The following is a 24485-nucleotide window of genomic DNA, read 5'->3' on the forward strand; positions in this document are numbered from 1 at the left end:
CTACAGCGCCCGGCGGGCCGCGGCGATCGCCTCCGGATCCCACCCCGGGCGGGGCACCGACTCCAGGAGCAGCCGGGTGTAAGGGTGCTGGGGCGCGGCCAGCACCTCGGCCGTGGCGCCCGCCTCGACGATCCTGCCGTGGCGCATCACGACGACCTCGTCGGTGACGCACCGTACGACGCCCAGGTCGTGGGTGATGAAGAGGTACCCGATGCGGGTCTGCTCCCTGATGTCCGCGAGGAGGTTCAGGATCTGCGCCTGTACGGAGACGTCGAGCGCGGCGACCGCCTCGTCCAGGACGAGGACGGACGGCTCGACGGCCAGGGCCCGGGCGATGGCGACGCGCTGGCGCTGGCCGCCGGACAGCTGGCGCGGCAGGGCGTCGGCGGCCCGGGTGCCCAGACCCACCTGATCGAGCAGCTCCCGTATCCGTGCCGCGTGGTCCCGGCCCGGGAAGTGCAGGCGCAGGGTCTCGCGCAGGGCCGCCTCGACGCTGGTCCGCGGATCGAGGGAGAGGTACGGGTCCTGGAAGACCATCTGGACCTCGCGGGCACGGGCCAGGCGCCGCGCACGGCCACGGCCCTCGCCCCGCGCGGTCCGGTTCCGGCCGCCGACCAGGACGTGGCCCTCGTCGGCGCGTTCCAGGCCGACGACGATCCGCGCGGTGGTGGTCTTGCCGGAGCCGGACTCCCCCACGATCCCCAGCGAGCCGCCCTCGGGGAGGACGAAGGACACGTCGTCCACGGCGCGCACGGCTCCGTAGGAGCGGCGCAGGCCCGTGACCTCCAGGACGTTGTCGGGAAGTCCGTTATCGGGCATCGACGGTGCTCCCTTCGAGCCGGTCGCTGTGGTGGCAGGCGGCCAGGTGTCCCGGCCGACCCGGGGCGGCCACCGGCAGCGGGACCTGCTGGTCGCAGACCTCCGTGGCGAGCGGGCAGCGGGCGGCGAAGGCGCAGCCGTGGAGGGCCTGGCGCAGGTCCGGCGGCTGGCCCTCGATGGCGGAGAGCCGGCCGCGCGGTCCGTCCATCCGCGGGGTGGAGGCCAGCAGGGCGGCCGTGTACGGGTGCCGGGGGCGCGCGAAGAGGGCCTCGGCGGGCCCGCTCTCGGCGATCCGGCCGGCGTACATGACGTAGACGCGGTCGCTGATGGCCGCCGCGAGGTCGAGGTCGTGCGTGACGAACAGCAGGCCGGTCCCGAAGCGGGCGCGGAGCCCGGCGAGCAGGGAGATGACCTCGGCCTGGGAGGTGACGTCCAGCGCGGTGGTGGGTTCGTCGGCCAGCAGGAGGACGGGGTCCCCCATGAGCGCCGCCGCGATCACCACGCGCTGGAGCATGCCGCCGGAGACCTGGCCGGGGTACTTGCGCAGCACCGCCGCATCCAGGCCCACGGCCTCCAGGAGCTCGGTGGCGCGCGCGGTCGCCCCGGTCCGGCCCATGGCCCCGGTCAGGGTGGCGCTCTCGGTGAGGAAGTCCCCGATGCGGCGCAGTGGGTTGACGGCGGCCCGCGGGTCCTGGAAGACCATGGCCACGGCACTGGCGCGTACCGTGCGCAGCCGGTCGGCGTTCATGGTGAGGACGTCCTCGCCGCCGACCCGCACGGCTCCTTCGACGACGGCTCCGGGCGGCAGCAGGTTCAGCGCGCTGCGCGAGGTGAGGCTCTTGCCGGAGCCGGACTCTCCGACGAGGGCGACGGTCTCACCGGTGGAGACGGTGAGGTCGACGCCGTCGAGGACGGGCCGGGCGGTCCCGGGGAGCGTGATCCGCAGGCCTTGGACGTCGAGGGTGGGCGCCGGTGAGGTGGGGTGCGGGGGTTGCGGCGGTCGGGGCGGTGTCATCGGGCCCTCCTGGCTATGCGGTCGGCCCAGCGTTCGCCGACCACGTTGAAGGCGACCACGGTCAGCACGATGAAGGCGCAGGGCAGGATCGCGGACAGCGGGTAGCCGTGCTGGATGGCGGTCTGGCCGTCGAAGACCATGCGGCCCCAGTCGGGGGTGAGGGCGGGGACGCCGAGTCCGAGGAAGGACAGTCCGGCCAGGTCCATCAGGGCGTAGCCGAAGTTGATGGTGGACTGGGCGAGGACGACGGGGGCGATGTTGGGCAGGATGTGGCGCAGGCAGATCTGCAGCGCCGAATGGCCCTGGACCTGGTAGGCGCTGACGTACGGGCGGGCCCGTTCGGCCAGGACCAGGGACCGGGTGAGGCGGCTGACGTAGGGCAGGTAGGCCACGGCGAGGGCGATGACCGGGGCGAGCAGTCCCTCTCCGTAGACCGAGATGATCAGGATGGCCAGCAGCATGCCGGGAAAGGCGAAGACGAGCTCCGTGCTGCGGGAGAGCACGGAGTCGATCCAGCCGCCCCGCCAGGCCGCCGCGGTACCGATGGCGATGCCGGCGACGGTGGAGAAGGCGACGACGCCGAGCGGTCCGAGCAGCGAGGTGCGGGCGCCGAGCAGCAGCCGGGAGAGGGTGTCACGGCCGGCCGCGTCCACGCCGAGCGGGTGCGCGGCCGACGGTGCTGCCAGCGCGTTGCCGAGGTCGACGGCGTTGGGGTCGTGGGGTACGACCCAGGGTGCGAGCAGGGCGGCCAGGACGACGACGGCGACGAGCACCAGACAGACCAGGTGGAGCGGGGAGCCGGTGGCGCGGATCCGGGAGAGGCCGGGCCGGCGGGTCAGGACGGCGGTCATACGGCGGCGCTCCTCGTTCCGAGGGTGACCCTGGGGTCGACCAAGGGCAACAGCAGGTCCACGATCAGGTTCACGATCATGAAGAGGGCGACGATGATCAGGGAGATCGCCTGGACGGTCGGGAAGTCCTTGGTGGTGGTGGACAGTTCGAGGAGCTGGCCGATGCCGCCGATGCTGAAGGCCGTCTCCACGAGGATGGTGCACACCAGCAGCGTGGAGACGATGAGGCCGCCGGTGGTCAGGACGGTGCCGAGCGAGTTGCGGAAGACGTGGCGCCTGATGACCTGGCGTTCGGGGACGCCCCGGCTGCGGGCGACGGTGACGTGGTCGCTGTCGAGGGCTTCGAGCATGGCGGAGCGGGTGACCCGGGCGAGCATGCCGATCAGGTAGAGCGCAAGGGCGACGGAGGGGAGCGTGAGGTGCCAGAGCATGTCGCCGAAGCCGCCGTCCCCCGCCCCGCTGCTGGGGAACCAGCCGAGGTTGACGGCGAAGAGGCCCTGGAGCAGGACCGCCGCGACGAAGGACGGGGTGCCGACGGCGAACGTCGTGGTGACGAGGATGGCGGAGTCGGTGGCCCCGCCGCGGACGGCGGCGATACGGCCGAGGAACAGGCCGACGGCGACGACCACGACGAGCGACATCGCGATGAGCAGCAAAGTGGTGGGCAGGCGGTCCACCAGCAGCCGCGAGACATCGGTGCGGTAGGTGATCGACCGCCCGAAGTCGCCCTGCACTACGTCGCCCAGCCACCGGAAGTACCGCACGAAGAAGGGGTCGTCCAGGTGGTACTGGGCATTGATCGAGGCGAGGGCCTCCGGGGAGGCCGAGCGGCCGGCGAGCAGGAAGCTCGCCGGGTTGCCCGGTGCCAGGTACATGGCCCCGAAGACCACGAACGAGGCGGTCAGCAGGGTGGCGGCCATCTCCGCCGCCCGCCGCACCGCGAATCTGACGAAACTCACTGCGCGGCCCCCACGTCGGCGGCCCACGGGTAGTACATGTACGAGATGGTGGTGGGGGCGCCGGTGATCCGCTTGTTCATGAACAGTGCGGTGGGCCACTCGGCGACCGGGATCCACAGCAGCTGCTCCGAGGCGTGGTGCTGGAGCTTCGCCTCGACGTCCATCCGCTGCTCGGTCGGGTAGACGGCGCTCGCCTCGTCGACGAGCTTGTCGTACTCGGGGTCGCTGTAGCCGGCGAAGTTCATGTACGCGCCGGTCTTGAAGTTCTGCAGCAGGTCGAGCGGGTCGGTGATCGAGTCGTAGTAGGTGAGCGGGAACATGTCGATGCCCTCGCGCGCCTGGGGGTCGGTGAACAGCGCGGTGAAGGCGTTCGGGGCGATCGTCTTCAGCTGGATGTCCAGACCGATCTGGGTGCCGACCGCCTGGACGGCGGTGGCGAGGAGGGAGACGTCCTGGCCTATGGAACTGGTGGCCACGGTCAGCGTCTTGCCGGTGGCGCCGGCCTCCTTGACCAGGGCCTTGGCCTTCTCGACGTCCTGGTCGGTGGGCGGCAGGCTGTCGAAGGCGGTCTTCAGGGTGCGCTCGGGGGCGGCGGCCCAGGCGGCGCGGGTGGTGAGGGAGTTGGTGACGGTGCCGGCCCCGCCGAGGCCGGCCTTGACGAAGCCGGAGCGGTCCAGCGCCAGGGACAGCGCCCGGCGGACGCGGACGTCGCCGAGGGGGCCCTGCATGTTGGTGACGTTGACGTTGACCGTGCTGAGGCCCTCGCCGAAGTAGAGGGTGCCGGTGCCGCTGCTCTTGAGGCGGGCGTAGCTCTCGGTGGGGATCAGGTAGCCGCCGTCGGCCTCCCCGCTGAGCATGGCGTTCGTCCGGGCGGAGGGGTCGGTCAGGATGCGGAAGACGGCCTTCTTCGACTTGGCCTTGGTGCCCCAGTAGTTGTCGAAGCGCTCCAGCTCGATCGACTGGCCCTTGTTCCACGTGCCGAGCTTGAAGGGGCCGCTGCAGCCGAGGCCGCCCGTGGTGCCGTAGTCCTTGCCGGCCGCCTCGACGGCGGCCTTGGAGGCGACCACTCCGGCGGCGGTGGCCATGTACTGGGGGAACTGCGAGTCGGGCTTGTTGAGCTTGACGGTGACCTGCAGCGGGCCGCTCTTGGTGACCGAGGCGACGTTCTGGAAGACCTGGGCCCAGGCGGCGGCGTTGTCGGGGTCCGTCTGGCGGCCGAGGCTGAAGACCACGTCGTCGGCGGTCATCTCCTTGCCGTCGTGGAAGCGGACGCCGGGGCGCAGGTCGTAGACCCAGGTGGTGGGGTCCGGGTTGGACGCCTTCTGGGCGAGACCGGGCTCCGTGGTGAGGCCCGGGGTCCAGCGCATCAGGCTCTCGCACACGTTGGACAGCACGGTGTTCTGCGGGTAGTCGAAGGCCACCGTGTAGTCGAGGGTGGGCGGTTCGGCGTAGACGGCCCAGGTGAAGGAGTCGATCTCGCCGCGGGCCTCGGGCGTGGAGGCCGACAGCTTGACGTCCGTGACACCGCCGGCGTTCTCCTTCGGCGGGCCGGAGCAGGCCGCGAGCAGGGAGACGGACGTCAGGGCGGCGGTGGCGGCCGCGGCAACGGGGCTGAGCCGGCCGCGCCGGCCGCGGAGGCGTCTGCCGGTGCGGGGCGGGGTGGTGGTCATCGTCGCGCTCTCTATTCCGTGAGGGTTGCGGGGGGAGGAGCGGGCGGACCGCCGGAGCGGTCCGCCGGGAGCGGCCGGTTTCCCGGGTCAGGCGGTGGTCCGCACTGCGGGGATCTGCTGGGTGATGCAGTGGACTCCGCCGCCGCCGAACGCGATGGCGAGCGCCCGTACCCCGACGACCTTGCGGCCCGGGTAGGCCGTGGCGATCACGGCGAGGGCTTCCTCGTCCTGGGGCACGCCGGCCACCGGGACGACTACGCCGCCGTTGGCCACGTAGTAGTTGAGGTACGACACCTCGATCTCGCCGTCGGCCAGGTCGGCGAAGGCGGTCTGCGGCACCTCGATGATCTCCAGGCGGCGGCCGCGGGCGTCGGTGGTGGCCTCGAGCACGGCGCGGTTGGCGCGCATGCGGGCGTGGTCCGGGTGGTCCGGGTCGGACGGCAGGGAGATGACGACCGTGCCCGGGGCGGCGAAGGCGCAGACGCCGTCGACGTGACCGTCGGTCTCGGTGTCGAGCAGGCCGCCGTACGGGAGCCAGATGACCTTGGTGACGCCGAGCCGGGCCTTGAGCTCGGCCTCGATCTGGTCGCGGGTCATGCCGGGGTTGCGGTTCGGGTGCAGGAGGCACTGCTCGGTGGTGATCAGGGTGCCCTCGCCGTCGACGGTGACGGCCCCGCCCTCGAGGATCATGCCGGAGGGGATCCGGTCGACCCCGAGGTGGTCCAGCAGCAGGCCGCTGATCCGGTCGTCGGCGTCGAACGGGTGGTGCTTGCGGCCCCAGGCGTTGAAGCGGAAGTCCACTCCGGCTCGGTTGCCGTTGCCGTCGAGGACGAAGAGGGGGGCGGAGTCGCGGAACCAGGAGTCGTCGAGCGGCAGCTCGATGACGGTGACGCCGTCGCCACACAGGGTACGGGCGTCCTCTCCGAAACCGGGCGGGGCCACCATCGTCACGGGCTCGAACGCGGCGATGGCGCGGGCGACGTTCGCGTACTCCTCCTTCACGTCGGTGAGCACGCTGCCCCACAGCTCCTCGCGGGTGGGCCAGGCCATCAGACAGCCGTCGTGCTGGGACCACTCGGCGGGCATACGGAATTCGGTCATCAGATGTCTCATTTCTTGCGTGGGTGGAGTCTTCCACTCGACTGAAAATTCAGTCAAGAGCGAGGGGGTGGGGCAGGGCGGGAGCGCGGGAGGACTGGAGGAAGCGACTAGAGGCAGGAGGGGCGGCTCGGGGAGGCATGCCGGGCCGGCCCGGAGGGACGGGGCTCGCCGTCGAGCGTCACGAGCCCGGTCCGGGCGTTCACGTCGACATCGCCCGGGCGAGCGTTGCCGACCACGCCCTTCGACCCGATGCCGCACGTACCGCGTACGCCGACCGGCGGCACGGGGCGGCCGGGACCCCGTAGACCGGGGAGCCGGACTTCAGCACCAGCTGCGGCAGGCCCGCGAAGCCGATCGCGATCCGGTCTCCGCCGACGGGGACCGGGCCGACCTCGACGGTGACACCGGAGCTCACCGTGTCCGCGGGCGGCGCGGTCGCCTCGGGGACGTCGAGCCGCAGGCCCCGGGCGCGCCGGGCGCGGGCCGGTGCGGCGGCGGTGAGGGGCGACAGCCGGTCACGTCCGGCGGGGATCAGGGACATGAGGCCCCCCGGCCGTCCCGCCCGGCGGCAGGGCCGATCGAAACGCTCATGGTCATTCCTTCCTCCGGAAGGCGGGCGAGGGTACGGCCGGAGCCGGGGGCATCGCCGTCCGGACGCGTGGTGCGCGAGGCGGCGACCGAGGGCCGGCGGCGCGCCGGGGACGCCTCAAGGGGTACGTCGAGGGGTACGTCGGGGAGTGCGGGCCGGGCGCGGGCCGTGAGGTGACACGGGTCGGTCGGCGGTCCGGTGGGGCGGGAGATTCGGTCCGCCCTGCTCGGAATCCTCACTCTGGCATTGACTGAAAATTCAGTCAAGAGGCTGAACGGGCCCGGGTCCGCAAGGACACTCGGAAGTCGAGTAGGGGACGAGTGGGCGTCGCACGGGGTCGGGCACAGGACCTGTGTGAGGCGCACGCGGGCGCCAGGGCCGGGGCAGTGCTCGGGCAAGGCCGGGGCGTGGAACGGCCCCGACCGGCGGACGTCAGCGCTGCCCGAGCCCCGAAAGTTCGGCGTCGATGGCGCCCCGCATCAGCTCACGGGCGTGGTCGATCTTGATGCCGCCGCTCAGCCAGCGCATGCTCAGCCCCTCCAGCAGGGCGGTGAGCCGCTCGGCGGCCCCGGCCAGCGCGGAGGCCGGCACCATCGGCTGGACCTGACCCAGTAGCGCGGCCACCTCCTGGACCCACACCAGGGTGGCCCGCGCCAGGTCCTCGCGCAGGACCTCGTCGAAGACGGCGCTCGCCCGCAGTTCGCCCCAGGCCGAGCTGTTCTCCCGCACCTCCACGGTGTCCTGGAGCTCCAGCAGGAGGGTCTCCTCCAGCTCTTCGCGCGGGGTCAGCGGCGGGTCGTCCGGATCGCGGTCGGTGGTGTAGCGCTCGGCGCGGTCGTTGATGAACTCCAGCGTCTGGCGCAGGACGCCCGTACGGTCCTTGAAGTGGTAGTAGATCAGGGCGGTGGAGACGCCGGCCTCGGCCGCGAGTTCCTCCACGCGCAGCCCGCGCACACCGCGGCGGGCGATCACCCTGGCGGCGGCTTCGAGGATCTGAGTACTACGAGACGACATGCTCCGCACCTTACCGGGATGATCGGGTGCGTACGTACGCGGCCCATCACCAGGAGTGCCGGACGGCGCGCGGGCCGCCCCGGCCGGCGGGACCGTCCGTGCCGGCCGGGGCGGCCCGGCCATCAGACGGCCGGCGGCACGGCCGGGTGGGACTGGGTGGCGCAGTGGATCCCGCCGCCACCGGAGGCGATGCCGTCGATCCGGAGCTGCTCGACGCGGTAACCCGGGTAGGCGGCCTGGAGGATGGCGTAGGCGACGCCGTCGGCATAGCCGTCACCGAACCGCGGCGCGATCACCGCACCGTTCGCCGTGTAGTAGTTGGTGTAGCTGGACAGGAACTCGTCGCCCCGGCCGGTGATCTCGCGCCGGTCCGGGCCGGGCAGCTCGGTGATGGACAGGCGGCGGCCCCGGGCGTCGGTGGCGCTCTGCAGGGCCCGCTTGGTCTCCTCGTAGACGGCCACCCACTTCTTGTCCGCGACGGGGCCGGGCTTGTCGAGGATGACGCGGCCGGGAGCGACGAAGCGGGCCAGACAGTCGATGTGGCAGTCGGTGATGTCCTCGCCGGCGAGGCCCGGCACCCAGATCACCTTGTCGATGCCGAGCGCCGTCTTCATGGCCTGCTCGACCTGGGCCTGGCCCATGCCCGGATTCCGGTTGGCGTTCACCATCGAACTGACCGTGGCCAGCAGGGTGCCTTCGCCGTCGGTCTCCAGCGAGCCGCCCTCGCCGACGAAGCCGGCCCTGATCCGGTTCACCTCGTACTCGGCGAGGAGCGTGCGGGCCGCCGCCGCGTCGTTGGCGAAGGGCTGCGCGTACTTCGTGCTGGCCTTGCCCCAGCCGTTGAAGTTGGTGTCCACGCCAGCGACGGCGCCCGGGGCGACGACGAAGGTGGGGCCGAAGTCCCGGATCCAGAGGTCGTCGTTGGGGATGTCGACGACCTGGATGCCGTAGTAGGCGCCCAGTCCGCACTGGTAGCGGGCCTCGGCGACCTGGCCGGGACGGGCCAGCACCACCACCGGCTCGTAGCGCGAGATCGCATGGGCCACCTCGGCGATGTCCCTGCGTACCGCCGCGAGGCCGCTGCCCCACACCGAGGAGAGGGCCGGCCAGGCCATGTACGTCCGTACGTGCCGGTCGGTCTCGGCGGGCATGCGGAGCGTGGCGGTGCCGTTCTGGGCGGCCGAGGCCGTCTGCACCAGCGAGGGAAGGCTGGAGCCGAGGGCCGCCAGCGGCACCGCCGCCGCGCCGAACTGGAGCACTCGGCGGCGAGAGGTACGGGGGTTCATATCCATGGTGACTCCCTGATGAGGAGGGGCGGGATGGACGGCATCCTTGCCTTAACTGAAAATTCAGTCAACCTTTCCTGCGTGTCGACCTACCGCTCAGACCCGGTTCCGCTTCCGCGGATCAGCTCTTGCGGAAGTGGTCGACGGCGATCGTCACGGACCCTGCGGAGGTCGCCTCGACGAGCCGTACGATCACGACTTCCCGCTGGTCAGGGCTTCGTACGCAGAAGGGGCGCTCCTTCGCGAGCGCCTTGAAGGGCAGGGTCGTCACGGGCCGGGTCTCGATGCCCCGCACACAGTCGTCCGGGGTCAGCTCTCCGCTTCCGTCGGCTACGAAGGCGTCGGACTCCTCGGAGAGCAGGAAGGCGTCGGATCCGCGTGCGAGGTACCAAGCGGCCGTCTCGACGGGAACCACCTTTCCGGCGCGGAGGTCGAACTCGTAACCGGAATCCGGGGCGGTGAGCTCGGGCTGCGCGTATCCGGGCACGTACGCGGAGGCCGCCGGTCGGGGCGGGGCGGCGACGGGTTCCGCGGCGGGGGTGTCGCCCTCCTCCGGGGGGAAGCCGAACCAGTACGCGCCGCCTCCGCAGGCCAGCAGCGCAGCGGCGGCCAGGGCGACCGCGGGCAGCCGGTTCCGATCGCGCCGACGGTCACGGCGCGCAGGGGCCCCGGGGGCCGCCGGGGTCACGGGGACTGCCGGGGTCACGGGGGCCGCCGGGGTCACGGGGACTGCCGGGGCAGGGCTCGCGGCCGGGGCCGGAGCCGTGCTCGGGGCCGGAGCCGGGGCCGGGGCGTACGGCATGGTCCCGCCCGGGCCGGCGGCGGGGTACGCGGCCGCCGCCCTGGTCGCCTGGAGGTGCTCCGGTACGGGTCCGGGCCGGCCCGGCCGACCGGACCCCGCGGACGGGCCGGACCCCGCGGACCCCGCGGCCGGGGAGGCGTCCCCCCGGCCCCCGACCTCCTCCAGCACCGGCCGGGGCAGCCAGCCGTCGGTGAACTCCGGCCGCGGACCCACGAGGGGGTGCGCATGGACGGCCGCGATCAGATCGGCGGTCGTGGGACGGTCCTGCGGGGACTTGGCCAGGCACCACGACAGCAGGTCGTGCAGCTCGCGCGGGATCCGGTCGAGGTCGGGGTGCTCGTGGACCACCCGGTACAGGGCGCCGGACTCCGGCCCGTTCCCGAAGGGCGGGACCCCGGCCGCCACGAACCCGGCAAGTGCCCCGAGGGCGAACACGTCGGTCGCCGGCGTCACCGGGTGGCCCAGCGCCTGCTCCGGCGCCATGAAGGCGGCGGTGCCGATCCGCAGGCCCACGCCGGTCAGGGCGGCGGCGTCGGCGGCGCGCGCGATACCGAAGTCGATCACTCGCGGCCCGTCCCCCGCGATGAGCACGTTCGCCGGCTTGAGGTCCCGGTGGACGACGCCCACCCGGTGGATCTCCTGCAGGGCCTCGGCGATGCCGGCGACCAGCAGCAGCACCGTGCGCACCGGTAGCGGCCCGTGCCGCTGGACGACCTGGTGCAGCGAGGGGCCGGGCACGTACGCCGTGGCCAGCCACGGGGTGTGGTCGTCCTCGCCCGAGTCGACCACCTGCGCCGTGAAGAGGCCGTGGATCCGGCGGGCGCTCGCCACCTCCTGGGCGAAGCGCTCGCGGAACTCCGGGTCCGCGGCGAACTCCCGCCGGACGGCCTTCAGCGCGATGGGCCGGCCGCCCGGCGTGTACGCCAGGTAGACCACCCCCATGCCGCCGGAGCCGAGCCGGGCGTGGAGGCGGTAGCCACCGATCTCGTGGGGGTCGTCGGCGGACAGGGCCGTGAGGGCGGACTGTACGCCGGGAAGCTGAGCGAACATGCGGTGGCTCTTTCAACGATGCGGCAATGACCTGGGGCGCATCGTGCCGCTAACTAAAGTTTCAGTCAATGTGTGACAATGCGAGACGCACACCGCCAGAAGGGAGGATCGACCGGTGTCGGATCGAAGAAGGGCCATCCTGGAGGGCGCCGCCCGGGTCATCGCCAGGCGCGGGGTCCGCGGGCTGCGGGTGAGCGACCTGGCCGCCGAGGCCGGCGTGTCGACCGCCTTGATCTATTACCACTTCAAGGACCGGACCGGCATCCTGCGGCACGCCCTGGCCTTCATCAGTGACCGGGCCGACCGCTACACGGGCGCCGCCGACGAGGTGGGCGCCCCACTCCCCGCGACGGACCCGCGCCGGCTCCTGGAGCGGATCCTGCTGCTCGAGTTCCAGGACCTGCCCGAAGTGCGCGAGAACAGTACGGCCTGGGGGGAGCTGCGGGCCCACACGATCTTCGACCCGGAACTGCGCGAGGAACTCACCGCGGCCGGCGCGGCCTGGGTGCAGGAGGTCTCCGACCTGCTGGCCGCCGCATGCCCGGCCGCGCCGGGTGCCGCCGTCGGCGCCGCCGCCGAGCGGCTGACCGCCCTTCTGGAGGGCCTGAGCAGCCGCTGGCTGAGCGGCCTCCTGCCCGTGGCGCACGCCCGCGACCTGATGCGCGGGGCGATCGGAGTCGAGATCGGCCGACTCGGTTCCCTCACCACGTAAATTGACTGAAATTCCAGTCAGTGCAACAGTGGACGACATCCGGCCGCACCACTTTCCCGTGCGTACCGGACGTTCTCGGTGCAAAGCGTGCACCCTTTGGATAGGGCCCGGCCCGCCGGTCTTGCCACGCCTCCCGTGCCCGCCCTGGCCGGACGCCTCTCGCTCCGCCAGCACACGATCGGAGTCCCCCGTGTCGTTCACTCCCCCCACCCGCCGGTCCGTCCTCCGTACCTTCGCCGGAATCGGCGCCGCCGTCTTCGGTGCGGCGGCCTGCGGTCCCGCCGAGTCCGGTACGCGCCCCGGCGCCACCGGTTCCTCCCGGCCCAGCGCGGACGGAAAGCGCCGGTTCGGCGCCGAGTGGGAGAGCCACACCCGCACCTTCATGTCCTGGCCGGCCCTCGCCTCGGTCTGGGAGCAGGACCTGCCCTACGTACGCGAGGACATCGCGCGGATCGCGCGGGCCGTCGGCGACTACGAAGAAGTGATCATGATGGCCCGGCCCGACCAGGTGGCCGCGGCCCAGAAGGCCGTCGGCTCGCAGGTCGAGGTGATCCCCCTGGCCGTCGACGACCTGTGGGCCCGCGACACCGTCCCCGTGTTCGTCGAGGAGGGCACCAAGGTCGTCGGCGTCGACTTCAACTTCAACGGCTGGGGCAACAAGCAGGAGCACACCAACGACGCCCAGGTCGGGCGCCTGCTGCTGCAGAAGTACCAGATCCCCAGGGTGCAGGCCCCGCTCGTCGCCGAGGGCGGTTCCTTCGAGACCGACGGCGAGGGCACCCTGATGGTCACCGAGAGCTCGATCGTCAACGACAACCGCAACAAGGGGAAGTCCCGGGACACCATCGAGACCGAGCTCAAGCAGACCCTGGGCGTCCAGAAGGTCATCTGGCTGGCCGGCGTGCGCGGCGAGGACATCACCGACGCGCACGTGGACAGCCTCGTACGCTTCACCGCTCCCGGTGTGGTCCTGCTGGACCGCGCCCACCCCAGCACCCCGCCGGACTCCTGGTCCCGCTCCGCCGACCAGGCGAAGTCCGTCCTGTCGAACGCGACGGACGCCCGCGGCCGCCGGTTCGAGGTCATCGACCTGCCGCAGCCCGACCTGAACCGGATCACGGGCGAGGGAGACGACTTCGTCTCCACCTACGCCAACTTCTACGTCGCCAACGACTCCGTGTTCATGCCCCAGTTCGGCGACCGCAAGGCGGACGACCGCGCCCGCGGCATCCTGCGGGAGCACTTCCCCAAGCGGGACGTCGTCATGGTGAAGATCGACACCATCGCCTCGGGCGGCGGCGGCATCCACTGCTCCACCCACGACCAGCCCGGCAAGCCCGCTGCCTGATCCGCCCCGCACGCGCCCCGCGCCCGCGCCCCGCACCACCGGAGACACCGTGTCGAACTCCCACCGCCCCGCACGCCGGGTCCCGCTGCTGCCGGGCCTGGTCCTGATCGCCATCGTCGCGGCGGTCACCGTGGGAGCGTGGCTCCAGTTCGGGGAACGCCAGGCGCTGGACACGGTGTACACGGCGGGGCGCGCCGACCGGGACCGCATCGACATCGACGCCACGATCCAGCGCGTCGACGCCGCGGGCCGCGAGATGACGCTGCGCGTCCTGGTCACTCCCCGGGGCGCCCTGGCCGACCCCGACGGGGTCTCCCCCGCCGAGGACCTCACCGTCCAGACCTCGACGGCCACCCGGGGCGACCTGACGTTCAAGGCGCACCAGCGCATCGCCACGACGGACCTGCCCGTGGCCCTCACGGGCGGTTCGATCACGGACTACCCGTTCGACGCCTACGGGGCGGACGTCGAATTCGGTGCGGTGTTCGGCGGCGAGAAGGTCCCGGTCCGCGTCACGCTCTCCAACAACGACGTCCTGTTCTCGGCGACGGTCGACGCCTCCACGGTGCAGGGCATCGCGGTCCTCGACATCGGGCTGGCGCGGTCCAACAGCGTCTTCATCTTCGCGGTCTTCATGATGCTCGCCATGTGGGCGCTCGCCGTCTCGGTCCTGATCGGCGGCTGGTACCTGGTCACCCGCCGCAAGGGCCTGACCTGGCCCGCCCTCGGCTGGATGGCCGCGACCCTCTTCGCGCTGGCCGCCTTCCGCAACACGGCCCCGGGCACCCCGCCCATCGGGTGCCTGCTCGACTACATCGCCTTCCTCTGGGCGGAGACGGTCATCGCGTTCTGCCTCATCACGGTGGTCATCACGGGCATCCGCGCCGAACCCCCGGCGACGCCCCCCACGGACGCGCCCTCGTAGGTGCGGGTGGGACGCGGGCGGCCCCGTCAGTCGGCGGCACGGCGCCTGCCCCGTCCGCGGCGCGGATAGGGGAAGAGCCGCGGCGAACGCTTGGCGGCCACGTCCTCCACCCAGCCGAAGGCCAGCACGAGCACCACGAGCAGCGGGAGCGCCACCAGCAGCGTGAACCATTGGCTGGCCAGCAGCCACTGGAAGTGCGCGTAGACGAAGGGGACGCTCCAGAGCGGGTCGATCAGCGGGACGGCGGCCACCAGGGCGACTTCGTGCCAGAGGTAGACGCTGACGGCGCGCGCGTTGAGCAGGCTGATCAGGCCGTTCCAGCGTTCCAGCGGCCTGGGCCAGCGCTCCCAGTACGGGCTGACGTGGAGCAGGAGGGCGACGAAGCCGAAGGACCACAGGGCCTGGGCAATGGGCCAGGCCTCGATGTCGGTCGACACGGTCGGATCGGCCGGACGGGTCTGCAGGTACCAGAAGCCGGCCACCATGATCAGCGGTGCGACGGACGGCAGCACGTACTGCGGGATCTTCTTCAGCAGCCCCTCCTGGTGGGCCATGCCGAGGATCCAGCAGGCGCCGAAGGTGGCGAAGTCGTTGGCGGTCTCCCAGAGCCGGCCGTAGACGAACTCCTGGTCGGCGAAGAACACGTTCATGACGATCACCATCGCCAGCGGAGCGGCCAGCGCCGCCACCGGGAACCGTCGCAGTGCCCGGAGCAGCAGCGGCGAGAGAAGGACGTACCACAGGTACGCGCGCAGGTACCAGAGCGGGACGATGACCTGCGCCGCCCAGGTGTCTTCCACGAACGGGAAGCCGGCCAGCTCCTCCGCGTACGGCGGGGTGCTCAGCGGCAGGATCCAGAAGGCCAGCTTGGCCCACCACCAGGTGGGGTGGCCCTCGGACCGGGGGCCCCAGCCGGCATGGATCTGGAGGCCGATCACGATGGCGCCGAACAGCCACATCGGCGGCAGCAGGCGGCGCAGTCGGCCGCGGACCACGCCGAGGGCGGGGCGGCTGAGCGAGCGGGCCATCAGCGAGCCGGCCAGCGCGAACATCACGCCCATCGACGGGAAGGCGAGGGGCAGCCAGAACCAGACGAAGTTGTGGTAGAGCACCACGCGGCCCAGTGCCAGCGCGCGCAGCAGGTCGAGATAGCGGTCCCGGCCGCCGTTGCGTTCGGCTGGCGGCTGCGCCCGCAGCTCCGGTGCAGGTATCGGCTCCGGGTCGGGCTCCCGCCCCGGCTCGGCTCGCAGTGCGGCCGGAACTCGCAACTGCACGGTGTCCCTGGTGCGACCGAGGTCGAAGGATGCGGTCACGCTCTGGCCTCCACCGGTACGACGACCTCGCCGGTGCGCCGGAGCTTCTGCCAGCGCAGCCGGCCACCGGTCAGCGCCGTGATCGCGGACTGCAACAGGACGATGTACATGAGCTGCCGGTAGACCAGTTGCTGGATCGGCAGGCTGATCAGGTGCCAGGGCTTCTCGCGGTCGAGCCGGAAGGCGTACCAGGACAGGGCGGCCTGGAGCAGGATGAAGCCACCCCAGCTGGTGAGGGTGATCGGGGCGTCCCCGAACAGCACGCCGTACAGCAGGAACATGTCGACGAGCGGTGCCAGGAGCGGGGCAACCACGCCGAACAGCACGACGAGCGGCAGCCCGAGTCGCCCGAAGCGGCCGGCCGGACCGCGGGAGGTCACCGCGCCCCGGTGCTTCCACATCGCCTGCATGCTGCCGTAGCTCCAGCGGTAGCGCTGGGACCAGAGCTGCGGGAGGCTGGTGGGCGCCTCGGTCCAGGCGCGGGCGTGCTCGGCGTAGACGACCCGCCAGCCGTCGCAGAGCATCGCGATGGTGATGTCGGTGTCCTCGGCGAGGGTGTCGTCGCTCATCCCGCCGACCCGGCGCAGGGCCTCCTTGCGGAAGGCGCCGACCGCACCGGGGATGGTCGGGATGACACCCAGCATGTCGTACATCCGGCGGTCCAGGTTGTGGCCGAGGACGTACTCGATGTGCTGCCAGGCGCCGATCAGGCTCTCGCGGTTGCCGACCTTGGCGTTGCCCGCGACCGCACCGATCGCCGGATCGCCGAAGGGCTGGACCAGCTCGCGGACGGTGGACGGCTCGAAGACGGTGTCGCCGTCCATCATCACGATGATGTCGTGCGAGGCCGCCGCGATACCGGTGTTGAGCGCGCTGGACTTGCCGCCGTTGACCTGGCGGATCAACCGGACGAACGGCATGGCCATCTCCTCGACCATGTCCGCCGTGCCGTCCGTGGAGCCGTCGTCGATGACGATCACCTCGATCGGATGGTCGCTGGCGGCCAGGGAGTGGAGGGTGTTGGCTATGCACTCGCGTTCGTTGTAGGCCGGGACCAGTACGGTGACCCGTTCGGTCACCGGTGGTCCCCAGGCGTCGCGCCGCTTGGAGCGGCGGGCGTGGATCGGTGCAAGAACGATCATCAGCGCGAAGCGGCCGAAGTTGAGGAAGCCGACGAGGGCCAGCAGCCAGACCAGCACCGGCAGGGTGTGCACGGCGACCTGGGTGGCCCAGATGAACCCCTTGCCCGCCCACAGCTGGAATCCGCTCACCGGCACCGTCGCGCTGGAGGCGCCGAGCGCCTCGGAGATGGTGGTGAAGCGGTAGCCCTGGGCCTGCAGACGGTCGATGATCTGCACGAGCGCGGCGAGGGTCTGGGTACGGTCGCCACCCGCGTCGTGCAGCAGGATCAGCGCACCGGCACCGGGCTTGGCCGGCATCGCCGCCTTGACGATGGCGTCCACGCCGGGGCGCTTCCAGTCGTCGGTGTCGCGGTCGATGAACGCGGTGAGGTAGCCGCGCGCACCGACGTACTTGATGACCGGATAGTTCCAGTCGTCCATCGCAGTGGCGTCGGAGGAGTACGGCGGGCGGAACAGCGCGGAGTGGACGCCCGCGACCCCGGCGAGTGCCAGCTGCGTCTGCGCCAGCTCCCAGCTGATCCGGGCATGGGACTGGTACACCAGGTCGGGGTGGGTGAAGGTGTGCACGCCGAGTTCGTGGCCGCCCGCGACGATCCGGCGGATCAGCTCGGGATTGCGCGTGGTCATCGCGCCGGTCACGAAGAAGTCAGCCCGCACCTTGCGGGCGGCGAGCACCTCCAGGATCTTCGGGGTCCACTCCGGCGAGGGGCCGTCGTCGAAGCTCAGCACCGCGGTCCGGTCGGGGATGTGGTGGCTCACCGGGTGCTCGTTCTTGGCTCCGCGCGCGTCGATGACCGGACCGCCCTTGAGCAGCTCCTCCGGCACGGTCGTCTTGTCGACCGAGACCGCGATCCGGGAGTCGTGGAACGCCTCGTTGGTAGCGAGGCCGCGCAGGACGAGGAGCGCCAGCAGGCAGGCCAGCAGTGACAGCGGCATGAAGAAGCGCAGCGGCGGCGCGGCCAGTCGGCGCGGCCTGAGCAGGGACTGCCGGCGGCGCTGGTGGCGGGACAATGACGCTCCTGGAGATGGCGGTGCGGGTGATCAGGGTTGCTTGGCCGGCCGGCCGGAAGGCTTCGCCCCGCGTGCCGCAGTGGCTCCGGGCTTCGGCGTCGCACCGGTCTTCGGTGTCGCACCGGTCTTCGAGGTGGTGGCCGCGACCTTCGAGGTGGCGGCCGAGTGCTTCGCCTGGGGGGTCGCGGACCGCGCGACCGTCCGGGGTGCGGACGAGGCGGTCGAAGCGACTGAAGCGGACGACGGGGTGGGCGACGGCGCGGGTGGGGGCGACGGGGCGGGCGGCCGCGAGGGTTGCGCGGGTATGCCCATCGCCGGGGCGTCCGCCTGCACACCGATCAGGCTGCTGCCCATGGCGACCGCCAGGATCGCGCCGACCACGGAGACCGGCCAGCCGACGCACCGCAGCAGACGGCCGCGCGACCCCGACTGGTCGACGAAGACCGGTGCGCACGCCGGCTCCTCGAAACTCGACTTGTACATGCCAGACGGTGCCTCGCGCGCCGATTCGCGTTCGACGGAAGTGATGACAGGGCGCACCTTGCGAGGCCTTTCAGTGCAGGGTACGTAGACCGCGGAACCGCAGAGCGAACGCTAGTGCACCGGCCACATTCAATTGGTGCACGATGTGCGAATTTGATGGGATCTGCTCAGGTGCCGTAATCAGATTGAAATGCCTACCGATAGGTACCTACTCACGGGCCCCCGCACAATCCGCGTACTGATCGCACGTGTCCGGCCGGTGACATTCGCTTTCTCCCGACACCATCACCACCGCCGTGACCGCGTGCGCAACGCCGTCCGGGCCGTCGTTAGGATGACCCCTTCGTGCGACCGGTAATGGTCGTTGATCCTTTTCTAAAGAGCGTGTCCAGGTACCGCCTTTACGCCCTCAGGAGCCTGTGTGAGCCAGCCCCGTCGCACCCCTCGTCGCCGCGCGTGGACCGTGCTCACGCTGCCCGCCCTGCTGTGCGCAGTCGCCGCGTGTTCCGGCGGCTCCCCGTCCGGCGAGGGGGCCGATGACGCCGCCCCGAGCGCCGCGCCGACCCCGTCCGGACCGCCGGGAACCCTGTTCGACAACTTCCACTACAGCGGCCCCGACGACCCCTCGCTCGCCGCCCACGGTTGGCAGGTCCGTACCGACGGGGGTGGCCCGGGGATCAAGGACACCTGGTCCACCACCGGTGCCGGCTTCCCCTCCGACACGACGGCCCAGGGGGGCAGGGTCCTGCAGCTACGGTCCTCCACCGACGGCACCAAGGAGGGCACTCGGCAGGTCGAGGTGCAGAGCACCGGCACCGGCCTCTTCACGGGGACGTACGCCGCTCGCGTCTACCTCAGCGACAAGCCCACGAGCGGTCGCGACGGCGACCACGTCGTCGAGACCTTCTTTCCGATTTCCGCCTCGGACGCTTCGACGAACTACAGCGAACTCGACTACGAGTACCTGCCGAACGGCGGCTGGGGTTCGGTGGGACCACAACTCGACACCACGAGCTGGTTCAAGGCCGATCCGCCGGACCGGGTAACTCACGCACTCAAAAAGCGCGTTGCGGGCTGGCACCTCTTGATGATCACCGCCATGAACGGAAAGGCCACCTACTCCCTCGACGGCAAGGAGCTGTTCACCAGTTCCGGAAAGTACGTCGCGCGCGAAGAGATGGACGTCCACTTCAGCAATTGGTTCATCGACCTTCCCTTCACCGGCGGTCCGCGGACGTGGGACATGAAAGTCAACTGGTTCTACTACAAAGCCGGTGAGGTCGTTTCCCAGGCGGATGTCCAGAGAACGGTGGACGGCTTCTACAGTTCCGGCATCAACCACATCAACACCGTGCCGAAGTCCTGACCCCGGTCCGGGTTCCGTGAACGGATGCGATGGCCGAAGCCGAACAGGACGTCGACGGGTGGAGGTTCGGGGTGGGCGGGCCCGCCCGGTGCGGCCCGCCCACCCCGACGGTCAGCCGACCGCCACGATCTCGTTCACGATCCATGCGCCGAGTTCTTCGGTCATGGTGGTGTGTCCCTCGTTGCGGCTGGCACACACGAAGGCGTCGAGCGCGCTGTGCTCCGGTGCGATCGGACGGTGGAGCACCTTCGGGTCGTCGATCTCACCGGCCGCGACGGCACTGATGCTGGGGATGAAGCAGGACGTGCGGATGACCTCCGGGTCCACGGCGTTGCCGAGGAGACCCATGAGGAGGGCGGCCAAGCCGAAGCTGCCCGGGTCGCCGGCGGGGGACGGCATGGTGAACAGGCCGCCGGGAGCGCCGTCGACGTCGGGCAGCCCGCTGGTGCGGACCGAGATCGGCTCCTCGCCCGTCTTCTGCAGGCGTGCGACCACCTGGTCCCCCTGCGCCTGGGTCTTGAGCCACGTGTCGTGCAGCGTTTCACCGTCGCACCTCACCGCGGTCGCATCGGGCCGGACGCCGTTGCCGACGCCGGTGTCCACTCCGTTGGCGACACCGATCTTCCGGACCTGGCGCGGCCACCCGCCGAGTGCGTCGAGCTCCTTCAGGAACTCCACCCGCTCCGGAGCCTGGTTGGGGGTCTCCGTGGCCTTTCCGATGTGCCACCGCGCCATCTGCTTCGCGGCGGGGCTGTTGAGCAGGCCGGAGAACTGGCGCAGGACGGGGCCGATGCCGTCCGCGTCTCCCCACTTGTCCGTCGCGAAGTGCGTGAAGGCTTGCAGGGCGACGGGGAACCATCCGCCGTGGTGGGGAGAGTCGTAGGAGAAGTAGAGGGACGTCTCGTGGTCGGGCAGCGCGGGGTCCTGCTCCATCTTGGCGAGCGCGTAGCGGGTGACCATTCCGCCCATGCTGAATCCACCCACGGCCAGCTTCGCCCGACCGACCCGCTCGGCAATGGCGCGGCGGATGCAGTCGATGGCGGTGTCGGCGTTGGCCGTGATCGATGCCGTCCGGTCGTCGTAGCCCAGGATGATCACGTCCCGGCCGGTCGCGTGGAGTTCGGAGACGAAGCGGTATTCGCTGTTCTCCTCCAGGCCGTGCCAGAGCTGGTCGAGGTCGCTCGACCCGCCGGAGAAGCCGTCGGAGAGGATGACGGGCCTGATGAGCTGCCTGCGGTTCAGCGGACTGTAGTAGACCCAGGCCGTGCCTCCGGCGAGGTTCCATTCGTCATGCGGCTCCGGCGCGGGCGGGTACGAGGAGCGGGTCCCGGGGGCGACCGGTCCCCAGACGTCGACGACAGGGGTGGACATGATCAGCTGACTCCTTGCGCAGTTCACGGGTTCACCGAAGGGCCGGTCGCGTTGTGCCGTCATCGCAAGCCCGCGACCGCCCGACACCATGGTTACAGAAATCGAGCATCCGGCTACTCAACGTGATGGATGTCGGGAAACACCTTGCGTACCACCAGCCCCATTGCTCCCAACATCACCGTCAATACCTTCCGCCACACCGCGCAGACAGACATCCACGGCGAAACGTCCGACCCGGAGGCCGGGAAGGGAGGAGACTCCCGAACTCGGGCCCACTTCTGGGGGGCTTGCCGCCCGACACGGTGCGGCGGCCGCGTTCACCGGCGTCATTGCCGGCCCGTCCTCGGATACCGGACGGGGGAGGCAACATGCCGGTGCCACAAGGCGGTTGACGTATGACGGGGCGTCTGGTCGCAGGTGGGGGGCGGACCCGTGCGCCCGGCTCTCACCGGCGGTCGGAGCCGAACCTCAGCGACGGGGAACCCCGTGCCCTGCTGCGTGGGTACGGCTCGGTTTCCGACGCCGAGGTCAGCGACGTGACGTCGCGGACGAGGTGTACCTGCTGACCTGCGTACGCCGCCCGGCGACCACCTGGGCGCGCGCGGGGGCCCGTACGCGGCTGGCCGGGGACGGAGAGGTGCACCGGGAAGGCCGGGCAGGCATGGCAACGGCTGCCCGCGCGGCAGAACACGTACCGACTCCGCAACGCGGAGGCCGGCACCTGCCCCCTGCGCATCGCGCCTCCACGGCGTACCGGAAGGTGCAGCGCTGCCGGACCCGTGTGGGCCGTAGCGGTCGGTGTCCCCGGCTGTTCGGGGGAACCGTCGGCCGCCCCGATCCTCTCCGACCGACTGCGGGCATGGATCGGTGGGACGAAGGGGACACACGATGCCGCTCTACCTGTCGAGGTTCAGCTACACACCGGAGACGTGGGCGAGGCTGATCGGCCACCCCGAGGACCGCGCGCAGGCCGCGCGGTCGTACATCGAGTCCGTGGGCGGGAAGCTCCACGGATTCTGGTACGCCTTCGGCACGCACGACGGCTACAACCTCTGGGAAGCTCCGGACAACGTGTCCATGGCCTCCGTCGCGCTGGCGATCAGCGGAGGTGGCGCGCTCAGCTCGTTCGAGACGACCGTTCTCATCAGCGTTGACGAAACGCTGGACGCCCTGCGCAGAGCCGAGCAGGTCCGGTACCGGGCACCTGGCGAGTAGCGGTCCCGCGAGCGGGCTCGCTGCCGCGGCCGGTCCGTGACGGGTCGGCTGCGGGTGGTGTCGGCCTCGCGTCGCCGGAGGCACCGGCGGGCAGCGCGGCCGGCGCATCACAGGCGTCAGCGCCGGCGTACGACGAGGGGCACGCGCCGCTGACGTGCGCTGACGTGCGTGGACGTGGACGGCGGGGTCCTGGCCGCTCCCACGAAGCGGCGCGCGTCACCCGTGGCGACGTCGCCCTTGCGGTGCCCGACGGACGAACCGCCGCCGGCCGGGCCGGGCCCCGAGGGCCGGACCGGCCCCGGACGGGCGTCGTGGCGCTCACCCCCCGCGCTCACCCCCCGCGCTCACCCCCGGCGCTTACCGCCCGGCGCTCACGTCCCGGCGCGTACTGCGGGGCGGCCCGCCCTGCGCGCCTCCAGTGCGCGCTTCGCTGCCGGCCATTCCGGCCGGGTGATGCTGTACACCGCCGTATCGCGGATCCATCCGTCCCGCATGACCATGTGGTGCCGCAGCACGCCCTCGTGCGTCGCGCCCAGCCCGGCGATCGCCGCCCTCGACTTCGCGTTCCGTACGTCCGTCAGCAGCTCGACCCGGTTCATCCCCAGCGCCTCGAAGGCATGCGTCAGCATCAGCAGCTTCGCCTCGGTGTTCACCCCGGTCCGCTGACGGGACTCCGCGAGGAAGGTCCAGCCGATCTCCAGCCGCCGCTGCGCGGTGTTGATCATCATCAGCCGGGTGGAGCCGAGGACCTCCCCCGTCGCCGCGTCCACCGTCGCGTACGGGATCTGCGTGCCCTCGGCACGGGCCGCCCTCGCCTCTTCGATGAAGCCGCGGACGTCGTCCGGGTGGGGGACGAGCGTCACGGCGAGCTCCCACAGGCTGCCGTCGCGCACCGCCGCGCACAGCCCGTCGTGGTGCCGCAGCTCCAGCGGCTCCAGCCGGACCCGCTCCCCCACGAGTTCCACCAGCTCCACCGACGCCGACGCCTTCGCCTGCTCCATGTCCGACCTGCCCGTCCCCCGGATCCATCACGACGGGCCGACCATACTCGGCGCCGCTCACCGGCCCCACCGGAATTCGCCCGGCGCGGCGACCGGGCCGACCGGCCGCAGCGCCCCGCGCGCTCAGACCAGTTCGGGCTGCGGTTCCCGTCGCGGTTCCGGCACGCGCACCGTCGCCTCCGCGGCGGCCTCCCGTTCCCACTTCTTGGTGATCCGTACGAAGCCGTAGATCACCGAGCCCATGGCGAGGAGGAGCAGCGGCCCGAACACCCACGGGTACGCGGCCAGCTGCATCGACAGGTAGCGGTACGAGGCCAGGTACGCGACGAACACCGCGGTGCCGTAGGTGGTCAGCAGGACGCCGGGCCGGTCCCAGCCGCGGGCGAGCGAGCGCAGCGCCGTCTCGATCGTGACCGTGAACACCACGCCGGCGATGATGTCCGCGCCGTAGTGGTAGCCGAAGCCCAGGGTGGCGCCGAGCGTGGCGATCAGCCAGAACGTGCCCGCGTAGCGCAGCGCCCGCGGGGCCCTGCGGGAATGGATGAAGATCGCGGTGGCCCACGCCGTGTGCAGGCTGGGCATGCAGTTGCGCGGGGTGAACTCGTCGAAGGGCATCGGTGCGGGGGTACCGAGCGGCGGCGGCGTGTTCGGCCACAGGTCGGCCACCGCCCAGTGCGCGCCGTCCGCGCCGTAGGCGAAGATCGGCCCGACCACCGGGAAGATCATGTAGATGCCCGGTCCGAGCAGCCCGATGACCAGGAAGGTGCGCACCAGGTGGTGGCTCGGGAAGCGGCGCAGGGCCGCCACGTGGCGCAGCTGGTACAGCGCGACGGCGACCGCCGCGACCGCGAGCTGGATGTAGACGAATTCGAGGACGCGGAAGCCGACCGTGCCGGTGGCCTCGACGATCCGGCCCGCCACCCACGACGGGTTGCCCAGCGCGTGATCGGCGGTCGCCACGTACTGGTCGAGCACCATCGGGCGGGACTTCGAGGTGATCAGCAGCCAGGTGTAGCCGGTCTTGCGGCCGGTCACCAGCAGCAGGGCCAGTCCCACGCCCTTCAGCAGGAGGAGACGCTCCCGTCCGGTGCGACGCGTGACGGCGATGACGGCCCAGGCCAAGGTCACCAGCAGCGCGCCGTTGCCGAACATCATCTGGGCGCCGACCACCCACCGCACGAGCCAGAAGACGAGGTCGATGCCGATCGCGGCGGCGAGCCCGATGAAGCGCTGCCGCCAGGTGAGCACGACCATCATCAGCGCCATGCTGGCGTACAGCACCGTCCCCGACTGGGGGGCGAAGATCACTTCTCGGGTCTGGACGGTGATCGGACCCGGCACGCCGTACTGGCGCGCGGCCAGCTCCAGTGCGACGAGGAATCCGAGGCCGACGACGCCCACCGCGGCCCACAGCACGCCGCGGGGTCGGGGACGCACGGCGG

The 24485-nt window shown here is 71.4% G+C and carries 20 protein-coding genes and 1 pseudogene; 5 read left to right on the plus strand and 16 right to left on the minus strand.

The genetic code is table 11. The features are described from left to right. The 10 genes and pseudogenes from OG386_RS09385 to OG386_RS09430 all read right to left on the minus strand — a co-directional run bounded on the left by OG386_RS09385 (window position 1) and on the right by OG386_RS09430 (window position 11156). Window positions 1-819 carry an ABC transporter ATP-binding protein gene (locus OG386_RS09385; RefSeq protein ID WP_328787711.1) on the minus strand — a complete coding sequence of 273 codons (819 nt, stop codon included), beginning with the start codon at window positions 817-819 and terminating at the stop codon, window positions 1-3. Continuing rightward, a complete protein-coding gene (locus OG386_RS09390; protein WP_328787712.1) occupies window positions 809-1834 on the minus strand; it encodes an ABC transporter ATP-binding protein in 1026 nt (341 codons plus the stop codon). Before OG386_RS09390 ends, OG386_RS09385 begins: the two co-directional genes overlap by 11 nt. Further along, the gene (locus OG386_RS09395) at window positions 1831-2685 is read right to left on the minus strand and encodes an ABC transporter permease (protein ID WP_328787713.1); all 855 of its coding nucleotides are present in this window, start codon (window positions 2683-2685) and stop codon (window positions 1831-1833) included. The genes OG386_RS09390 and OG386_RS09395 overlap by 4 nt, the downstream gene beginning before the upstream one ends. Beyond that, the gene (locus OG386_RS09400; RefSeq protein WP_328787714.1) at window positions 2682-3644 is read right to left on the minus strand and encodes an ABC transporter permease; all 963 of its coding nucleotides are present in this window, start codon (window positions 3642-3644) and stop codon (window positions 2682-2684) included. Before OG386_RS09400 ends, OG386_RS09395 begins: the two co-directional genes overlap by 4 nt. Continuing rightward, window positions 3641-5314, minus strand: a complete 1674-nt coding sequence (locus OG386_RS09405; protein WP_328787715.1) for an ABC transporter substrate-binding protein — start codon at window positions 5312-5314, stop codon at window positions 3641-3643. Before OG386_RS09405 ends, OG386_RS09400 begins: the two co-directional genes overlap by 4 nt. 87 nt (window positions 5315-5401) lie before the next feature. Then, window positions 5402-6415 (minus strand): agmatine deiminase family protein, encoded by a 1014-nt coding sequence (locus tag OG386_RS09410; protein ID WP_328787716.1) that lies wholly within the window; start codon window positions 6413-6415, stop codon window positions 5402-5404. Between the two features lie 412 nt (window positions 6416-6827). Then, window positions 6828-6956, minus strand: a pseudogene (locus OG386_RS09415) (urease subunit gamma); the annotation flags it as partial. A 480-nt stretch (window positions 6957-7436) separates the two neighbouring features. Further along, entirely contained in the window at window positions 7437-8018 is a 582-nt protein-coding gene (locus tag OG386_RS09420; RefSeq protein ID WP_328787717.1) for a TetR/AcrR family transcriptional regulator, read from the minus strand. A 122-nt stretch (window positions 8019-8140) separates the two neighbouring features. Continuing rightward, window positions 8141-9310: an agmatine deiminase family protein gene (locus tag OG386_RS09425; RefSeq protein ID WP_328787718.1), complete on the minus strand. Its 1170-nt coding sequence runs from the start codon at window positions 9308-9310 to the stop codon at window positions 8141-8143. Between the two features lie 115 nt (window positions 9311-9425). Next, window positions 9426-11156, minus strand: coding sequence for a serine/threonine-protein kinase (locus OG386_RS09430; RefSeq protein ID WP_328787719.1), 1731 nt, complete (start codon window positions 11154-11156; stop codon window positions 9426-9428). 115 nt (window positions 11157-11271) lie between these two features. On the opposite strand from OG386_RS09430, the gene OG386_RS09435 reads away from it, so the two are divergent. The 3 genes from OG386_RS09435 to OG386_RS09445 all read left to right on the plus strand — a co-directional run bounded on the left by OG386_RS09435 (window position 11272) and on the right by OG386_RS09445 (window position 14141). After that, entirely contained in the window at window positions 11272-11868 is a 597-nt protein-coding gene (locus tag OG386_RS09435) for a TetR/AcrR family transcriptional regulator (protein ID WP_328787720.1), read from the plus strand. A gap of 190 nt (window positions 11869-12058) precedes the next feature. After that, entirely contained in the window at window positions 12059-13216 is a 1158-nt protein-coding gene (locus OG386_RS09440; RefSeq protein WP_328787721.1) for an agmatine deiminase family protein, read from the plus strand. A 49-nt stretch (window positions 13217-13265) separates the two neighbouring features. After that, window positions 13266-14141 (plus strand): DUF4436 domain-containing protein, encoded by an 876-nt coding sequence (locus OG386_RS09445; RefSeq protein ID WP_328787722.1) that lies wholly within the window; start codon window positions 13266-13268, stop codon window positions 14139-14141. A gap of 26 nt (window positions 14142-14167) precedes the next feature. Here the strand turns inward: OG386_RS09445 and OG386_RS09450 are convergent, their stop codons facing one another. From OG386_RS09450 to OG386_RS09460, 3 genes are all read right to left on the minus strand, one after another. After that, window positions 14168-15454, minus strand: a complete 1287-nt coding sequence (locus OG386_RS09450) for an acyltransferase family protein (RefSeq protein WP_328787723.1) — start codon at window positions 15452-15454, stop codon at window positions 14168-14170. Continuing rightward, complete coding sequence (locus OG386_RS09455; RefSeq protein WP_405790856.1) at window positions 15451-17544, minus strand: bifunctional polysaccharide deacetylase/glycosyltransferase family 2 protein; 2094 nt, start codon at window positions 17542-17544, stop codon at window positions 15451-15453. The genes OG386_RS09450 and OG386_RS09455 overlap by 4 nt, the downstream gene beginning before the upstream one ends. Before the next feature lie 93 nt (window positions 17545-17637). Further along, entirely contained in the window at window positions 17638-18090 is a 453-nt protein-coding gene (locus OG386_RS09460; RefSeq protein WP_328787724.1) for a hypothetical protein, read from the minus strand. Between the two features lie 421 nt (window positions 18091-18511). Here OG386_RS09460 and OG386_RS09465 point away from each other — a divergent pair, with 421 nt between their 5' ends. Beyond that, window positions 18512-19456: a glycoside hydrolase family 16 protein gene (locus OG386_RS09465; RefSeq protein WP_328787725.1), complete on the plus strand. Its 945-nt coding sequence runs from the start codon at window positions 18512-18514 to the stop codon at window positions 19454-19456. A gap of 111 nt (window positions 19457-19567) precedes the next feature. Here the strand turns inward: OG386_RS09465 and OG386_RS09470 are convergent, their stop codons facing one another. After that, the gene (locus tag OG386_RS09470) at window positions 19568-20827 is read right to left on the minus strand and encodes an esterase/lipase family protein (RefSeq protein WP_328787726.1); all 1260 of its coding nucleotides are present in this window, start codon (window positions 20825-20827) and stop codon (window positions 19568-19570) included. Between the two features lie 888 nt (window positions 20828-21715). On the opposite strand from OG386_RS09470, the gene OG386_RS09475 reads away from it, so the two are divergent. Continuing rightward, window positions 21716-22042, plus strand: coding sequence for a GYD domain-containing protein (locus tag OG386_RS09475; protein ID WP_266606784.1), 327 nt, complete (start codon window positions 21716-21718; stop codon window positions 22040-22042). A gap of 371 nt (window positions 22043-22413) precedes the next feature. Here OG386_RS09475 and OG386_RS09480 read toward each other — a convergent pair whose 3' ends face one another. Together OG386_RS09480 and OG386_RS09485 are read right to left on the minus strand one after the other, a co-directional pair. Next, entirely contained in the window at window positions 22414-23043 is a 630-nt protein-coding gene (locus tag OG386_RS09480) for a GNAT family N-acetyltransferase (protein ID WP_328787727.1), read from the minus strand. A 123-nt stretch (window positions 23044-23166) separates the two neighbouring features. Further along, window positions 23167-24480: a phosphatase PAP2 family protein gene (locus OG386_RS09485; RefSeq protein ID WP_328787728.1), complete on the minus strand. Its 1314-nt coding sequence runs from the start codon at window positions 24478-24480 to the stop codon at window positions 23167-23169. Window positions 24481-24485 lie beyond the last annotated feature (5 nt).

The organism is Streptomyces sp. NBC_00273 (assembly GCF_036178145.1).
Lineage (GTDB): Bacteria > Actinomycetota > Actinomycetes > Streptomycetales > Streptomycetaceae > Streptomyces.

Bases quoted from the DNA above. Each gene is read 5' to 3' on its own strand.
- OG386_RS09390 (WP_328787712.1), bottom strand. From the start codon at position 1,834: ATGACACCGCCCCGACCGCCGCAACCCCCGCACCCCACCTCACCGGCG.
- OG386_RS09480 (WP_328787727.1), bottom strand. From the start codon at position 23,043: ATGGAGCAGGCGAAGGCGTCGGCGTCGGTGGAGCTGGTGGAACTCGTG.
- OG386_RS09405 (WP_328787715.1), bottom strand. From the start codon at position 5,314: ATGACCACCACCCCGCCCCGCACCGGCAGACGCCTCCGCGGCCGGCGC.
- OG386_RS09385 (WP_328787711.1), bottom strand. From the start codon at position 819: ATGCCCGATAACGGACTTCCCGACAACGTCCTGGAGGTCACGGGCCTG.
- OG386_RS09425 (WP_328787718.1), bottom strand. From the start codon at position 9,310: ATGGATATGAACCCCCGTACCTCTCGCCGCCGAGTGCTCCAGTTCGGC.
- OG386_RS09470 (WP_328787726.1), bottom strand. From the start codon at position 20,827: ATGTCCACCCCTGTCGTCGACGTCTGGGGACCGGTCGCCCCCGGGACC.
- OG386_RS09395 (WP_328787713.1), bottom strand. From the start codon at position 2,685: ATGACCGCCGTCCTGACCCGCCGGCCCGGCCTCTCCCGGATCCGCGCC.
- OG386_RS09410 (WP_328787716.1), bottom strand. From the start codon at position 6,415: ATGACCGAATTCCGTATGCCCGCCGAGTGGTCCCAGCACGACGGCTGT.
- OG386_RS09475 (WP_266606784.1), top strand. From the start codon at position 21,716: ATGCCGCTCTACCTGTCGAGGTTCAGCTACACACCGGAGACGTGGGCG.
- OG386_RS09420 (WP_328787717.1), bottom strand. From the start codon at position 8,018: ATGTCGTCTCGTAGTACTCAGATCCTCGAAGCCGCCGCCAGGGTGATC.
- OG386_RS09460 (WP_328787724.1), bottom strand. From the start codon at position 18,090: ATGTACAAGTCGAGTTTCGAGGAGCCGGCGTGCGCACCGGTCTTCGTC.
- OG386_RS09430 (WP_328787719.1), bottom strand. From the start codon at position 11,156: ATGTTCGCTCAGCTTCCCGGCGTACAGTCCGCCCTCACGGCCCTGTCC.